Below are 14,807 nucleotides of genomic sequence, written 5' to 3' on the forward strand. Positions count from 1 at the left end.
AGTAAGAAATAGATTGGTAAGCATAGGTAATTCCAGTTCTCTTGTCGGTTTGATAAACAATTGCAGCCATAGTCAGTCCCCCTGTACCTCGTTATGTTAACTATAAAACATAACGAGGTAAAAGTCAATCAAAAAAGCTAATAAACCGTTGAAACACAGGGGCTTATTAGCTTTCATCGTTACAGATTCTCGGGAATGCAGGATTTATGTGAAGGAGTTACGTGAAAAGTATTCCATTCCTAAAACAGAAGAAAAGCGTGTTTATGAGGCTATTCCAGATCCACCAATGGGGCAACAAGCACAGGTTGATTTTGGACAAACCATACAGAAGACGACAAATGGAAAAGAGATAAAGTTATATTTTATTAGTTTCGTCCTTTCGCACTCACGTTATAAATATGTGGAGTGGCTAGATAGACCTTTTACAACAAAAGATGTCATACGGACCCATGAAAATGCGTTTCAATACTTAGGAGGTATTCCTTACGAACTTGTTTATGATCAAGACTCCTTAATGGTAGTCAGCGAAAATGCGGGTGATCTTATTCTTACAGGTGAATTTCAAGCTTATCGTGAAGAAAGGAAATTAACTCTATTTGTGTGCAGAAAAGCGGATCCTGAAAGCAAAGGGAGAATTGAAAATGTGGTCGGATTTATAAAGAAAAACTTCGCTAAGAACCGTGTCTTTCACAACATTGAAACGTGGAATGAGTTGGGCATGGCGTGGCTTGAGAGAACGGGAAACGGGAAAGTTCACAATACAACAAAGAAGAGACCGGTCGAAGTGTTTGCCCTCGAAAAACAGCACTTGAGACCAGTCGTTACAAAAATTACTCTTTCGAGTGTTGATTCAAGTATAACAAGATCAGTTCGGAAGGACAATACCATCATTTATCTATCCAATCGTTATTCCGTCCCTCTCGGCACATATAAGAAAGATAAAGAGGTTTATATCGAGACAACGGATGAAAATCGCTTAATTGTTCGAGAGGAAAAGGCAGGACCAGTGATAGCCGATCATAAAATTAGTCATGAAAAAGGAAAATTGATTCAAGACCGCCAACATAAACGGGATCGCAATAAAGGAATTCCTGCTTATATCGCTAGTGTTGCCGAGAAGTTTGAAGATGTAGGATTGGATCATGATTATCTGGAGGAAGTTCACCGAAGGTATCCCCGATATATTCGTGATCAGCTTCAACTTATATCAAAAGCGCTTGAATCCGAACCAGACATTGGAAATGATGCCTTAAAGGAATGTGTTCATAAAGGGATCTATAGTGCAACTGAATTTAGCGATGTCGTTCAGCATGTCAAACGCCAACGACAAGCCAACCACGAATCCCTGGAGCAGAAAAAGGAACAAATAAAGCTACTTAATGTAGTGGACAGGTCCGTCATTCTCACGAAGCCATATATTCGAGACGTGAATGAATACATAGCCATATTAGAAGGAGGAGCAGCCAAATGAGCGATTCGTTGGAACAGTTACAACAGCAATTACGTTCATTGAGGGTGTCGGAAGGTGCAAACTACCTTCCAACACTCCTTCAACAAGCGGAAACAGAGGACTGGACCTATCAAACGTTTCTCCGTCAATTAATAGGTTATGAGCAAAAGCAGCGCGACGAGAAGCAAATAGAAAAACGCCTTAAATGGGCGGCATTTCCGTTCTATCGAACATTGGAAACATTTAATCTCGAGGAGCAGCGAACACTCAGCAAGAAGCAACTTAACCAATTAAAAGAATTCACATGGTTAGACCAACTATACAATCTCATTCTCTTAGGACCGACAGGGGTAGGCAAAACACTTCTGTCAACGGGACTAGGAATTGAAGCCATTCATCAAGGATACAAAGTGTCTTTTATCAGTATGGGTGAACTCGTTCACACCTTAAAAACCGAGGAGTTTTCAAGAAAGTCTCAGACAAGAATGAAGCGCATTAGGGATTCACACTTAGTTATTATTGATGATTTGATGTATATGGCGATGGACACTCGTGAAGCCAATCTATTCTTTCACTTGATCAATGACCTCTATGACAAATGTTCTATCATTCTAACATCAAACAAAGCCCCGCAAGAATGGGGCGAATTATTAGGGGATCCTGGCATCACCACGGCTATTTTGGATAGGCTTATCCATCGGGCAGAAGTAATCCATTTTAAAGAGGATGATAGCTATAGAATGAGGCATCGATCTTCCATTTTTGAGGGAGAAAGTGTCCAAAATTAATTAGCAAAAAGTGTTCATTTTCACTTGACGGTTACACCCCCTCTTGTTCCAATGCTTTCTTAAATTCCTTTTCATCTTTATACATTTTTTTAATTTCTTTTAACTGCTTATTTATCTCATCCTTAGATGCTGTATATCCCTTTTGATTAACTTCCTGAAGTAGGATCTTATTTTCTACTAAACTATAGAAGATAGATCTTGCCTCATTTCCTTCATTTTTAACAGAGATGTAGATAATATTCGATTATATTCACTACCTAATATTTTTTCCCCATTGATAATAGCTACAGTTTTTTTGTCATTAATAATTTGTTTTGAAACCTCTTTAGGTAACTCATTTATTTGTTCACTTTTTTCGTCTTTACTACTTGCTGTTCTTTCATTTCCTCCGCAAGCAGTCAATACTAGAGCTATTAATCCAATATAAAACAAATACATTAATTTTTTCATATATTTCTCCTTATATTTGTTACAATCTAATAGGAGCAAAATTGCCTATTTAATCTTTAGCTTCAATCACAATATTTTCGTAAAATTTTTTGTCTATATAAATAAATAGTTTCCATATTCCTTCTGATGGGAATTCCAAATTGGAAGGCATATTTACACTACCGGGACCCACCTGTGCATCCTTATAAAACATTCCAGAAAATACTTCAATAGGTTCAGCTTCACTATCCTTTTTTAAAGCAAAAATTTTAACTGGTTTATTATAAATATTTACATTTCCCCAATAAAACCAGATAACCTTTTCCCTTTTATTAGCAATAATAGGTGATTTAGTAAAGCCTATTCTCCCTTCTTTTCCAATTATTTTATATGATATGTCCTCACCATTTATATCTTTAACAGTATGCTCGAATGTTGGAGACAATTCCCAGCTATCACCAGAATGATTCTTAATATCCTCTTTTATAATTTCTGTATTTTCTATCTCTTTTGATTGTTGATACTGTTTATCTTGTTCTCCTTCATTTAAAGTACAGGCAGATAAACCACTCAAAAGGAGAAATATACCTAAAAAAATAAATGCTTTTTTCATTCCTAACCTCCACGTATACTTTAATTAAAATATCTTTTATTAACAAAAAAACAAAATTTATTTGTAACCATTACCCAAATTTCATACCTTTTAAGCCCCTGCATCCTTGCTTGTGGATATATTGTTAATTTTCCGGTATATAATATCAGATAAAAGTATACTTAATGTATATAACTCTCCTCGTATATCCGGACACCTTAAAGCGTGTCCGGACAGTTTTTGTGATTTTTTTCAACAATAATTCCTATAATAGACATTAAAATTATCAGTATAGATGAAGTCTTCCTTATCAAGGACAGCTGAGTGAAGTTTTTATGGCTTACCGAAACAAACTCTAAGATCCTCTTTCTTATATAAGGAAAATTCGTTACAGCAGATCGAGTAAAACCATATACTACACCTGCCATAATAGATAACCACCAATTGTCCGAAAAAATGGATAATAGGAGATACAAATGGAATAGAGTCCCCGCCTGGTATGTTATGAAACCCATCCCTAAAATGAATCCCCAAAGAATGGAACTTTTATCTCCTGATTCCTAAACCCATTTTGCAGGAACTGCAACATGAGAATGAAGGTCTTGTTGGTAGATTGTGAGAAGGAATACGACTAGCATCCCATATGTGATATTTCATTTCTCCATTTTCTTTATATCGGTCAGAATAGAAATATTAATTGCAAGCTCAAATTGCACTTTCACTTCATCAGTAATATTAATACCAACCTGATACTCGTTGTCTATATTTACTTTTCTAGGTCGACCTACTTTTTCTTTTGTTAAATCTTTTGCTTTCCCTTTGCCTCCAGAATTTGAGTAATCGGGTAATAAGGCATTCTTTGTCATACCTCGCTGCCAATAACGACTTAATAACTTTTTTATCTTAAATGGACTTAGATTAGTCTTTTCTGCAATCTCTCGAATTTTCATTTCTCTACCTTGCTTTTGAAGCAGCATCTCCATGTGTTGCAAACAATGTTGCTGGATGATTTCCCAGTCTTCCTCACGTTTACGGATTTGTACTTCTGTTAAGTCAATATCTGAAACAACTTTTGCATATGGATCACTAACAACAAGTAGTTCACTTTGCTGAATTTCCGTTGCTAGGTTCGAATATATTTCTTTCTTAGGCATCGAACTTGTCGCATCAATATCTACAATAAACACATACGGTTCATCCATTTCGATAATACGTATTCGCTTAGAATCGGCAGAATATTGAAGCACCTGATTAATATAAATCATCCGTATTTCTCCTTCTTCAGCGTGCTTTCATCAATGGATTTAATATCAATCTGTTGCTCTAAATTTGGTGGCTTAAGCATATCAATAACGATGACTTTTTGAGCAAGCAAATGATAAAAGAGTGTTACACCACTACCAAAAGGTAAATGGGTATCGGTATCAAATTCATTCGTAATTATACGGATACTATTTTTATTATTTAGTAACCTTTGCATTAAAGATAAGGATAAATCTTCAATATGTTGTGAACACATTTCCTGAAATACATCATAATCTCGAATATCAAAATAGTCATGAATGTAGCTAATGTTTCGTGCCATTGTTTTAGGAATCTCTTCCTCTGTAACAATGACCCAATCAATATCCTTCCGTTGCCAATACTCTCGTTCAATCTCAAACTTTTCGAGTACTCGTTCCTTCAGTAATTCGTCCTTCATTTTGATTGTACGAGCTACTTCAAACACACCTTGTCCTTTATCAACTGTTAATAAAAAATCCGTTGTCATCACAATCGGATCACCAGTTTTAGGATCAGTAGGATGTTTAATACCTAACTCATCTGCAATAACAATGGTTTCTTCTAATGGTAGTAAAGGAAATTGTTCCCGGATATCAACAATATAATTTGAATACTCAGTTAAATAAAAATAATTGCTTTCCAAATCCGACAGAAATTCATGCTGTCTGTTTGTTTTTATTCCTTTTAAACGAGTAGAACGACCCTTTGAAGATACATCTTGAATCTTCAACCAAGGTTTATAATCTACTCCTATACCGGTGCCTCGACCTTGTTTAATCCACTGTTCAATTTCAGATGTTCTTTTTCTTTTCGACATAAAAACACCCCTTTAGATAATCATATCCAAAGGGGTAAAACGGTGCAACTTTTTTATAAACGGTATAACTTTATTTTAAACGGTACATCTTTTTTACAAACGGTGCAACTTTATTTAAAACCTACAACCACATTTACAAAACTTTATTGTTATTCAACTGTAACTGATTTAGCCAGGTTGCGCGGCTTATCAACGTCACAGTTACGGTGCAGCGCGGCATAGTAAGAGATTAACTGCATCGGAATTACTGAGATAAGAGGTGTTAGTAGGCTATTTACTTCTGGGAGGACGAAGCGGTCTTCGTCTGTTTCCAGTCCACTCATTGAAATGATGCAAGGATTAGCTCCACGGGCAGCGACTTCTTTGACATTTCCGCGGATGCTTAGGTTGACAAATTCTTGTGTTGCAAGAGCGATGACCGGTGTGCCTTCTTCAATCAAAGCGATTGTCCCGTGCTTCAGTTCTCCGCCAGCAAAGCCTTCTGCCTGGATATAAGAGATTTCCTTCAACTTCAAAGCACCTTCAAGGCCCACGTAAAAATCGATTCCGCGGCCAATGAAAAATGCATTTCTTGTCACAGTCAAGTATTCGTGCGCAATGCTTTCGAATTCTTCCTTGTCGTCGCAAAGAGTTTCCATTGCACTCGCAACGATGCCAAGTTCCTGAACAAGATCAAAGTCCACTTCATGGCCAATGCCACGAGCAGTTACTTCCGCTAAAATTGCAAGAACTGCAAGCTGTGCCGTATATGCTTTTGTAGAGGCAACCGCAATTTCAGGCCCGGCATGAAGAAGAAGCGTATAATCTGCTTCACGGGAAAGCGTTGATCCAGATACGTTTGTAATCGTCAATGCTTTGTAGCCCATCTCCTTTACTTGGACAAGAACTTGGCGGCTGTCCGCAGTTTCTCCACTCTGGGAAATGAAGATGAACAATGGCTTTTCAGATAGCAGCGGCATATTGTAGCCGAATTCACTGGAAATGTGAACTTCCACAGGAATCTTTGTTAATTTTTCGATAAACTGCTTGCCAACGAGACCTGCGTGATAGGAAGTACCAGCAGCGATGATATAAATACGGTCCGCTTCTTGCATAGTGGCAACGATGTCAGAGTCCATTTCAAGCGCACCTTCTCCATCTTGATAGCTCTGAATGATTTTGCGAATAACAAGCGGCTGTTCGTCGATTTCCTTGAGCATATAGTGTGGGTATGTTCCCTTTTCAATGTCACCAGCATCAAGTTCAGCGGTATATGGTTCTCGTGAAACCACTGCTCCGGCAAGGTTCTTGATTGTCACCTCATTTTTCGTGACAATGACCATTTCCTCGTCCATCAGTTCCACATACTGGTTCGTTACTTGGATCATCGCCATCGCATCACTTGCGACTACATTAAAGCCATCGCCAAGTCCCACAAGAAGCGGGCTCTTGTTTTTCGCTACAAGGATGGTGTCCACGTTTTGCTCATCGATCAATGCAAGTGCATAGGAACCATGTAACAGTGTCAGCGTTTTGCGGAACGCTTCCTCCGTATTTAGACCTTCGTTAACAAATAGTTCCATTAACTGTACGATGATTTCCGTATCTGTTTCACTATTCAATTCGACATTTGGCAAATACTCTCGCTTCAAGCGATCGTAATTTTCAATTACCCCATTATGGACAAGAGTCAGCCTGGCTGCTGAGCCCTGGTGAGGATGAGCATTCCCCTTGCTTGGAGGACCATGGGTCGCCCAGCGAGTATGCCCGATTCCAGCATTCGCCTTAACACTGTGATCCACTGCGTTGCGAAGGTCCGCAATACGTCCTTTTTCCTTAAAAATATGCACTCCATTGCTGTTGATAACTGCAATTCCCGCAGAATCATATCCTCTATATTCCAGTTTTTCAAGGCCTTTTAATAAAATCTCTTTCGAGTCATTATTTCCAATATACCCAACGATTCCACACATAACTTCTTTTCCTCCTGTACGACAGGGGGCAAGAAGCCTCTTAGTTAGGGGCGGCTTGCCCCCTTATCTCAAATAATTGATTTTTAGATCAGACTGTGTTCTGTTTATTTTTAGCATCCCCATCTGTTTGTGCATTAAGTTGCCCTAATGTTTTGAAGATGGAATTTGCGGCTGCGCTTTCAGCCGGGAGGCATCCGCCGAAACTTCGATAAACCTCCACCTCGTCAACTAACCCATATTTCCGGTCACGGATTAGTCCTGGCGCTTTCGTTTTCCATTGATCTACCTCTGCCCACCTTTCGATAAATTGGTTTCAAGGTAAAAATGAACCATTTACAAAAACAGGATCATCATACATCATACAGTTGCATCCGTCAATAAAAAACAAAGGAAATCAGCTTTCTCGTACAAATACCCTTTACAAAAAAGCTAAAACTCCCTTGCTAAATAAATATGCATAAAGGCTTTTCTATGTGCCGAAACCCTTATGCATATCACCTGTTATCCTTATTCTGTTAAACCCATTTCCTCTTCCACAACTTTTGCTATTCGGGTAACGTATTCTTGGCAAAGCTCTGCTGTTGCAGCTTCTGCCATTACGCGAACCAACGGCTCTGTACCGGAAGGGCGAACTAAGATTCTGCCATCGCCGTTCATTTCCGCTTCTACCTGTTCGATTACCGCCTTTACCTTCTCATTATCCGTTACATGGTGCTTATCCGTCACACGAATGTTCACAAGCACCTGCGGGAATTTCTTCATTTCCTTAGCCAGTTCAGAAAGCGGCTTATTTGTTGCTTTCATGATATTCGCGAGCTGAAGCCCTGTCAGAAGTCCATCACCAGTTGTATTGTAGTCCAGGAAGATAATATGGCCAGATTGCTCTCCGCCGAGATTATAGCCGTTCTTCTTCATTTCCTCTACTACATAACGGTCTCCGACAGCTGTTTGTACACTTTGAATGCCGTTTTCCTCAAGACCTTTGTAAAAACCAAGATTGCTCATCACAGTGGATACTACCGTACCTTGCTTTAACTGACCACGTTCCTTCATGAACTTTGCGCAGATGTACATAATTTGGTCCCCATCCACGATGTTTCCCTTTTCATCAATCGCAATCAGGCGGTCGCCATCTCCATCAAAAGCAAGACCGAAATCGGCTCCTTTTTCCTTCACGAAAACCGCAAGAGCTTCTGGGTGTGTCGATCCTACGCCGTCATTGATATTCAAGCCGTTGGGAGATGCTCCCATCGTTGAAGTATCTGCATCCAAATCAGCAAACAAGTGGGTTGCCAACGAAAACGTTGCTCCATGTGCGCAATCCAGGGCGATATGAAGACCCGTGAATTCTTCGTCAACAGATTGTTTTAAATATTGAAGGTATTTCTGACCACCTTCGAAGTAATCATTTACCTGACCAAGATCAGCACCTACAGGACGAGGGAGCTCATCACCTTCCATGTCCATCAATTGCTCTATTTCGTTTTCCTGATCATCAGAGAGCTTAAATCCGTCTGGGCCAAAGAATTTGATCCCGTTATCCGCTACCGGATTATGCGATGCAGAGATCATAACTCCTGCCTGCGCACCAAGTGCCTTAGTTAAATACGCTACTCCGGGAGTCGAGATCACACCTAGTCTCATGACTTCTGCCCCTATTGATAGCAGACCGGCAACAAGTGCTCCCTCTAGCATATGTCCGGAAATCCGAGTGTCGCGGCCAATCAGCACCTTAGGTCGATTATGCTCCTTTGTGAGGACATAGCCTCCGAACCGGCCAAGCTTGAACGCCAATTCCGGCGTTAGTTCGCTGTTCGCAACACCACGTACTCCGTCTGTACCGAAATATTTACCCATTCTTAAAATCTCTCCTTGTAAAAAAAATTACAGTCCGTTAAGCTTCTTTTTTCGCAATCGATATACTAGCTTTTTCTTTTGCCAGTTTCCACGTTATGTTTTGAGGTGCGGTAACCTTGATATCTACTTCGTGAGTTCCTTCCTTCAACGTCGAAACATCAATTAAAACTTGAAAATCTTCGACCGTTAGTGCAGAAATGAGATCATTTGGTCCTGAGACCGTCAGCTTTGTCTCGCCATCCGTAGGGTCAAGGAATGCTAATTCATAACCCGCCTCGATTCCATTCACTCCAATCGGGACTTTAGAAATGGTCCTCTCGGAGTCCTTCGTGACGTTTACATTCACTTTTACCAATTTTGGTGTTACTTCGACGATTCCTTCGCCAATGATGACCGGAAGGGTAAGTTCCGTATCTTCATTGATTTTGCTAACATCCACTTCCACCCTGACACCTTCCACCTTCTCAAGTACATCGGGTGCAGCGAGAATCTCCGTTTCCTTTGTTTCCAAAGTAATGGAATCAATGGTTACTCCACTTGGAGGATTGCCTTTACGGACGATGTCGATTGGGACCTTTTTACTGGAGCTTTTTACTGGGATGGTCACATCAACCACCGCTGGCTCTACAATAACATCCAATTTATTCATGTCTTTATCCAGAGCAAGGACACTCGCTTCTCGCGTGATTGTATCCGTTATTTTCCCAGAAGAATTCACTGTTGCTTTTACATAGGTGATTCTGTCGACAACATCCTTGGCACCGGTTATTTGCACTTTATTCGGTTTGACAGTCGGCTGCTCTGCAATATAGCCACTTTCCACGATACTTTCGCTGAATTCAGGTTCAACACTGAACTCCTTTGTCACTTTTTCCTGTATGGAAATATTTGCATATCCAGGATCGATGGTGACCGTTATCCTTTCTGATACATCTTTGATTGTGATGGGTACTCGCTGGTCTCCCATGTCAGCATTCGTCAAATCAACGAAAACTTCAAAATTTCTGAGTGTTTTTGCCTGCTGCACCAGGTTTTTCGGGCCCTGCAGCGTTACAGTAACTGTTTCCGGAACACCTGATACAACTAATGTATCGGTATCGTAAATCCTTTTTACCGGAACGTCTTTTACTGTTTCTACGGTTTCATCTGATGGTACGTATACATCTCCAGGCTTATTCGAATCGTTTGTTGAAACAGATCCAAATAGCAACACGGCAAGAACAAGGGCAACTACTCTTATGAACCACGGATTATCCATCCATCTATCCATTTTTCTTCCCCCTCCAGTTCCAGCGGGCAGAAGCTGCTTGCTTGATTCTTGATGGTGAAATCAGTTCGGCAGAGAGTAGTTCTCTTAGCGTATCCCCGCTCAAGTCCCTGTATAGTTCGCCATTCCGAGCAACCGACACACTCCCTGTTTCCTCGGAAACGACAATCGTGATGCTATCCGTTACTTCACTAATTCCGAGTGCGGCCCTGTGCCTAGTGCCCAGCTCCTTCGAAATGAACGGACTTTCTGATAACGGCAAATAGCACGCTGCTGCTGCAACAATGTTTTTCTGTATGACAACTGCTCCATCATGAAGCGGTGTATTCGGGATAAAAAGGTTAATTAACAGTTCAGAGGATATTCTTGATTGCAGCTGTATGCCTGTTTCTATGTAATCACTCATTCCTGTTTCTCTTTCAATGGAAATCAAGGCCCCGATTCGACGCTTGGCCATATAATCGGTTGACTTGACAATAGCCTCTACCATCTTTTCTTCATCTTCTTCCTCCTGCAGCCCTGATCTGGAAAAAAGTCTTCCTCTGCCAAGCTGTTCAAGTGCCCGACGCAATTCAGGCTGGAAGATAATGATAATGGCTAGGAATCCCCAGGTTAATACTTGTTCCATCATCCAACTAAGCGTATTTAACCCGAAAAAATCACTGACAAACTTTACGATCAGGATAACAAAAATCCCTTTCAAAAGCTGGACAGCCTTCGTCCCTCGAATAATCGCGATCAACCGATAGATGACGAACCAGACAAGGAGAATGTCAACAATATTAGCTAGATAAGTCAAGAAATCGAAATCCGCAAACGACATTGCACTTCCTCCAGTAGATTAGTAAGGCTCTTTTGCGAAGTTATTCTCTAGCCTCCAAACGAACCGATTGTAAAAGGGCTCTTTTCGTAGTTTGATGTTGCAAATGTATTTTCCGCTCGAAGATTGGAGCATGTTCGGGAAGCAACAAAAAATGCGAAAACAGCGATTGAAAAAAAGCGGAAGATAACCAATACTCTTCAGCGTTTAACTTAAGATAACTTAACTATTATAACATAAGCTCTGCTCAAACCAATAATGAGAACATTTGCAAACGATTTGATCTTTAGCCATGTCGACAAAAAATCCTCTTTAAAAAACAGCCATCCCTACTGGAATGACTGTTCTTTGTTATTATTTTCAAATAAATCCGCCGCGTTTTTCACAGTATTTTTAATTTGATACCATACCCATTCGAAAATTTTATTGACCTCGGTAATTTCCCCCGTGACATTTCCCGCTGAAGCCATATAGTTTTCACCGTTGAGGATTTCCCCGTTGATGACGGTAACATTCCCCTGGACTTCCCCTTCAATTTTCACCTTTCCGTTCTTGACCACCACATCTCCCTTGACTACTTCCCCTTTCGGTACAATTACCGTATCATTTTGAACCAATAAATTAGGCTGTTTTGAAACCGAAAACTGGTATCCTTCATTCCATGTCGATAAAATACTGCCCGTCATTAGCGCAAGGAAAAGAGAGGCAGCAGTCAACAAAGGATGGCTCCTGAACCAACGCTGGATTTCTGTCTTTTTCTTTTCTTTGGGTAAATTCGCCATTACTTTTGATGTAAAATCAGCAGGCGTCTGGATATGGGAGGTGCTTTGCACTAGAGCAATCGCTTTATTCATTTCCCTGTAATATTCCTGGCATTCGGTACAGCTCTGCAAATGCTCTCTTAAAATCTTTTCATTTTGTTCAGTAATTTCGCCATCTAAATAATCGTGCATATGCTCAATAACCTGTTCGGGACATTTCAATTTCATTCACCTCATTTTATACGTGTCGCAATTGCTTTCTTAACGTCTCTCTGCCTCGATGAACCCTCGTCTTCACCGTTCCAAGAGGCAAATCAAGAATTTCACTGATTTCATTCAGGCTAAGCTCCTCAATATATTTTAATACGATTACCGATCTGTATTTATCGGGTAATTTTGAAATCTCTTTTTGAATCGCGTCCTGTAATTCTAGACTTTCAACCTCATCCTCTGGCAAAGGGGTTGCAGAAGGGATTTGAGAGTACATCGTCAAACCTTCCGTTCCCGGCACTTCTGCATCCAAAAAATAATCTGGTTTCTTTTTGCGAATCCGGTCAATACAAAGATTGGTAGCAATCCGGTACAGCCATGTAGAAAACTTCAGATTTTGATTGAAGCTATTAATATTTATAAATGCGCGGATGAAAGCCTCCTGTGCAATATCCTCTGCCTCATGCCGATTTCCGAGCATACGGTAGCAAAGCTGAAATACTTTGTCCTTGTATACCTCAACAATCTCTCCAAAGGCGTTCTGGTCTCCCTTGATTACTTGTTTGATTCTGTGCTTAACAATTGTTTCCATTATTTTACCTCCGCGCATCCTGCGGCTAATCGATATACGAATCGATCCCGTTAAAGGTTTCGTTTTTTCTATAAAAAAAATTTAAGTATGTAATGCTGCCTATTCTATTTAGCAGACAGTTTTCGAAAAAAAGCCTATATGTTAATACTAACAAATTTTTACCATTTCCGTTTAAAAGTTTTTGTTTAGGGTATAAAAAGACTATATTGTACGAAAGCGAGGGTTATCAATGGGTGCAGAAACACTGTTGAAGGATATTGAAAATTGCCGTAATGAAATGGTTGATCTAGCTGCGAAAACCTCGCTCTCCAACCAACGCGTGGTAGACATAAGCACGAAACTCGACCATTTACTAAATAAATATTATCACGTATCCTCAAAAAAGCCAGTTCTCTATTAACAATAAAGAGCAGCAGCTATCTTTTAGCTACTGCTCTTCCTTTTTATTATAAAAGTTTCTCCCCAAATAAAGACCCCATTAGTGCAACTGCCACAAAAGCTGTCTTATTCTTTTCATCGAGAATTGGATTCACTTCAACGAATTCAGCAGAAGTAATAATTTTCGCTTCGGCAAGCATTTCCATCGCCAGGTGGCTTTCACGATAGCTGATGCCTCCTATTACTGGAGTTCCAACACCAGGGGCATCGGTTGGATCCAATCCATCCAAATCTAGCGAAAGATGGACCCCATCTGTTTTTTCTTTAAGATGCTGGACCGTTTCCTCAATGACCGCAGCCATTCCTAAGCGATCAATTTCATGCATGGTAAACACTTTAATCCCCATTTTCTTGATCAAGTCTTTCTCCCCGTCATCAAGCGAACGCGCACCAATAATGACAATATTCTTCGGTTTTATCTTTGGAGAATACCCACCTATTTGCGTCAGTTTTTCATGCCCTAAACCAAGACTGGCTGCTAGTGGCATGCCATGGATATTTCCAGACGGTGAAGTTTCCGCCGTGTTCAGATCCCCATGTGCATCATACCAAATCACACCCAGATTCTTATAATGTTTAGACACACCAGCCAATGTACCAATTGCAATGCTATGATCCCCACCTAATACTAACGGAAAAGACCCTGATTCAATAATCTTGTCTACCTCTTCAGCAAGCAAGCTATTCTTCTCTGCCACAAGCTCCAGGTTTCTTAAATTGCTATTAGGGTCAATCTTCACCTCAGGCCTGCCAACCGTAATGTCACCCAAATCCTCTATCCAATCAAAAAGCACCGCTAATCTCTCATTGATCCCTGCATAACGGATCGCACTCGGACCCATGTCTACTCCCCTTCGTGTCTGACCCAAATCCATCGGCATTCCAATAATTGAAAGTTTCTTCATTCTTGATTCCCCCTTACTTTCCCTCCTCTATATTTTAAACGTTTTCATTCAATTGACTCAACCGGACAATTTAATGAATATATATACAGCTTGAAATAGCCTAAATTAACAAGATGCTCGCAAGGATTCTATGGGCGGATGGCATATTTTTGAGAGATATTGCGGATTCTTCAGGAAACGCCTAAATAACCGCGGTTTTTTGACAACTTTGGCTCAGTTCCCGGCAAACCTGTCAAAATAACCGCACTTTCTTGACAACTTTGGCCTCTTCCACTGTAAACCTGTCAAAATAACCGCGCTTTCTTGACAACTTTGACCTCTTCCACCGTAAACCTGTCAAAATAACTCCGCTTTCTTGACAACTTTGACCACTTCCACAATAAACCTGTCAAATAACTCCGCTTTCTTGACAACTTTGACCTCTTCCACCGTAAACCTGTCAAAATAACCGCACTTTCTTGACAACTTTGCCTAAACCTTTACGAAAACCAGTGAACTACTCCCACCACTTACCACCCTTACAGGTCGCTTGAAGTGGGGGCTTCTCCCTTTATCGTTGCTTTTGCTAGCCAACGAAAACTGACCGAGCTAACCCTCTTGTTCCAAGAGTTTTTGTTTCTATGCTAACGCTAATAATCTTAATCC

At 40.3% G+C, this 14,807-nt stretch carries 14 protein-coding genes; 3 read left to right on the forward strand and 11 right to left on the reverse strand.

All coding sequences use genetic code 11. The features are described from left to right. Nucleotides 1–208 precede the first annotated feature (208 nt). Nucleotides 209–1,471, forward strand: a complete 1,263-nt coding sequence (locus J2S25_RS19375; protein ID WP_128721555.1) for a DDE-type integrase/transposase/recombinase — start codon at nt 209–211, stop codon at nt 1,469–1,471. Beyond that, nucleotides 1,468–2,238 carry an IS21-like element helper ATPase IstB gene (istB, locus tag J2S25_RS19380; RefSeq protein WP_044394575.1) on the forward strand — a complete coding sequence of 257 codons (771 nt, stop codon included), beginning with the start codon at nt 1,468–1,470 and terminating at the stop codon, nt 2,236–2,238. The genes J2S25_RS19375 and istB overlap by 4 nt, the downstream gene beginning before the upstream one ends. A gap of 177 nt (nt 2,239–2,415) precedes the next feature. On the opposite strand, the gene J2S25_RS19385 is transcribed toward istB, so the two are convergent. The 10 genes from J2S25_RS19385 to sigW all read right to left on the reverse strand — a co-directional run bounded on the left by J2S25_RS19385 (nt 2,416) and on the right by sigW (nt 12,819). Continuing rightward, nucleotides 2,416–2,688: a hypothetical protein gene (locus tag J2S25_RS19385; RefSeq protein WP_052807043.1), complete on the reverse strand. Its 273-nt coding sequence runs from the start codon at nt 2,686–2,688 to the stop codon at nt 2,416–2,418. 49 nt (nt 2,689–2,737) lie between these two features. Then, on the reverse strand, nt 2,738–3,280 hold the full coding sequence (locus J2S25_RS19390) for a DUF4871 domain-containing protein (protein ID WP_044394574.1): 543 nt from the start codon (nt 3,278–3,280) through the stop codon (nt 2,738–2,740). Between the two features lie 632 nt (nt 3,281–3,912). After that, the gene (locus J2S25_RS19395) at nt 3,913–4,524 is read right to left on the reverse strand and encodes a hypothetical protein (protein ID WP_044394573.1); all 612 of its coding nucleotides are present in this window, start codon (nt 4,522–4,524) and stop codon (nt 3,913–3,915) included. Further along, a complete protein-coding gene (locus J2S25_RS19400; RefSeq protein ID WP_307192673.1) occupies nt 4,521–5,360 on the reverse strand; it encodes a TnsA endonuclease N-terminal domain-containing protein in 840 nt (279 codons plus the stop codon). Before J2S25_RS19400 ends, J2S25_RS19395 begins: the two co-directional genes overlap by 4 nt. A gap of 149 nt (nt 5,361–5,509) precedes the next feature. Beyond that, nucleotides 5,510–7,312 (reverse strand): glutamine--fructose-6-phosphate transaminase (isomerizing), encoded by a 1,803-nt coding sequence (gene glmS / locus J2S25_RS19405; RefSeq protein WP_044396606.1) that lies wholly within the window; start codon nt 7,310–7,312, stop codon nt 5,510–5,512. 507 nt (nt 7,313–7,819) lie between these two features. Beyond that, nucleotides 7,820–9,169: a phosphoglucosamine mutase gene (gene glmM, locus J2S25_RS19410; RefSeq protein WP_044396608.1), complete on the reverse strand. Its 1,350-nt coding sequence runs from the start codon at nt 9,167–9,169 to the stop codon at nt 7,820–7,822. A gap of 37 nt (nt 9,170–9,206) precedes the next feature. Further along, nucleotides 9,207–10,439 carry a CdaR family protein gene (locus tag J2S25_RS19415; protein WP_307192674.1) on the reverse strand — a complete coding sequence of 411 codons (1,233 nt, stop codon included), beginning with the start codon at nt 10,437–10,439 and terminating at the stop codon, nt 9,207–9,209. Further along, nucleotides 10,432–11,259 (reverse strand): diadenylate cyclase CdaA, encoded by an 828-nt coding sequence (gene cdaA / locus J2S25_RS19420; RefSeq protein WP_044396612.1) that lies wholly within the window; start codon nt 11,257–11,259, stop codon nt 10,432–10,434. Before cdaA ends, J2S25_RS19415 begins: the two co-directional genes overlap by 8 nt. A gap of 326 nt (nt 11,260–11,585) precedes the next feature. Beyond that, entirely contained in the window at nt 11,586–12,239 is a 654-nt protein-coding gene (locus tag J2S25_RS19425; RefSeq protein ID WP_307192677.1) for an anti-sigma factor family protein, read from the reverse strand. A gap of 16 nt (nt 12,240–12,255) precedes the next feature. Then, nucleotides 12,256–12,819, reverse strand: a complete 564-nt coding sequence (gene sigW / locus J2S25_RS19430; RefSeq protein ID WP_307192675.1) for an RNA polymerase sigma factor SigW — start codon at nt 12,817–12,819, stop codon at nt 12,256–12,258. Nucleotides 12,820–13,048: 229 nt separating this feature from the next. Here sigW and J2S25_RS19435 point away from each other — a divergent pair, with 229 nt between their 5' ends. Further along, nucleotides 13,049–13,219: an aspartyl-phosphate phosphatase Spo0E family protein gene (locus J2S25_RS19435; RefSeq protein WP_084221911.1), complete on the forward strand. Its 171-nt coding sequence runs from the start codon at nt 13,049–13,051 to the stop codon at nt 13,217–13,219. Between the two features lie 46 nt (nt 13,220–13,265). On the opposite strand, the gene rocF is transcribed toward J2S25_RS19435, so the two are convergent. Beyond that, nucleotides 13,266–14,162, reverse strand: coding sequence for an arginase (rocF, locus tag J2S25_RS19440; protein ID WP_307192676.1), 897 nt, complete (start codon nt 14,160–14,162; stop codon nt 13,266–13,268). Nucleotides 14,163–14,807 lie beyond the last annotated feature (645 nt).

Origin of the sequence: Mesobacillus stamsii, assembly GCF_030814065.1 — a bacterium.
In the GTDB taxonomy this organism is placed as follows: domain Bacteria; phylum Bacillota; class Bacilli; order Bacillales; family Cytobacillaceae; genus Mesobacillus; species Mesobacillus stamsii.

What these genes read in the sequence shown, in the direction of transcription:
- istB (WP_044394575.1), top strand. Translation starts at nt 1,468, where the DNA reads ATGAGCGATTCGTTGGAACAGTTACAACAGCAATTACGTTCATTGAGG.
- J2S25_RS19385 (WP_052807043.1), bottom strand. Translation starts at nt 2,688, where the DNA reads ATGAAAAAATTAATGTATTTGTTTTATATTGGATTAATAGCTCTAGTA.
- J2S25_RS19390 (WP_044394574.1), bottom strand. Translation starts at nt 3,280, where the DNA reads ATGAAAAAAGCATTTATTTTTTTAGGTATATTTCTCCTTTTGAGTGGT.
- J2S25_RS19395 (WP_044394573.1), bottom strand. Translation starts at nt 4,524, where the DNA reads ATGATTTATATTAATCAGGTGCTTCAATATTCTGCCGATTCTAAGCGA.
- J2S25_RS19400 (WP_307192673.1), bottom strand. Translation starts at nt 5,360, where the DNA reads ATGTCGAAAAGAAAAAGAACATCTGAAATTGAACAGTGGATTAAACAA.
- glmS (WP_044396606.1), bottom strand. Translation starts at nt 7,312, where the DNA reads ATGTGTGGAATCGTTGGGTATATTGGAAATAATGACTCGAAAGAGATT.
- glmM (WP_044396608.1), bottom strand. Translation starts at nt 9,169, where the DNA reads ATGGGTAAATATTTCGGTACAGACGGAGTACGTGGTGTTGCGAACAGC.
- J2S25_RS19415 (WP_307192674.1), bottom strand. Translation starts at nt 10,439, where the DNA reads ATGGATAGATGGATGGATAATCCGTGGTTCATAAGAGTAGTTGCCCTT.
- cdaA (WP_044396612.1), bottom strand. Translation starts at nt 11,259, where the DNA reads ATGTCGTTTGCGGATTTCGATTTCTTGACTTATCTAGCTAATATTGTT.
- sigW (WP_307192675.1), bottom strand. Translation starts at nt 12,819, where the DNA reads ATGGAAACAATTGTTAAGCACAGAATCAAACAAGTAATCAAGGGAGAC.
- J2S25_RS19435 (WP_084221911.1), top strand. Translation starts at nt 13,049, where the DNA reads ATGGGTGCAGAAACACTGTTGAAGGATATTGAAAATTGCCGTAATGAA.
- rocF (WP_307192676.1), bottom strand. Translation starts at nt 14,162, where the DNA reads ATGAAGAAACTTTCAATTATTGGAATGCCGATGGATTTGGGTCAGACA.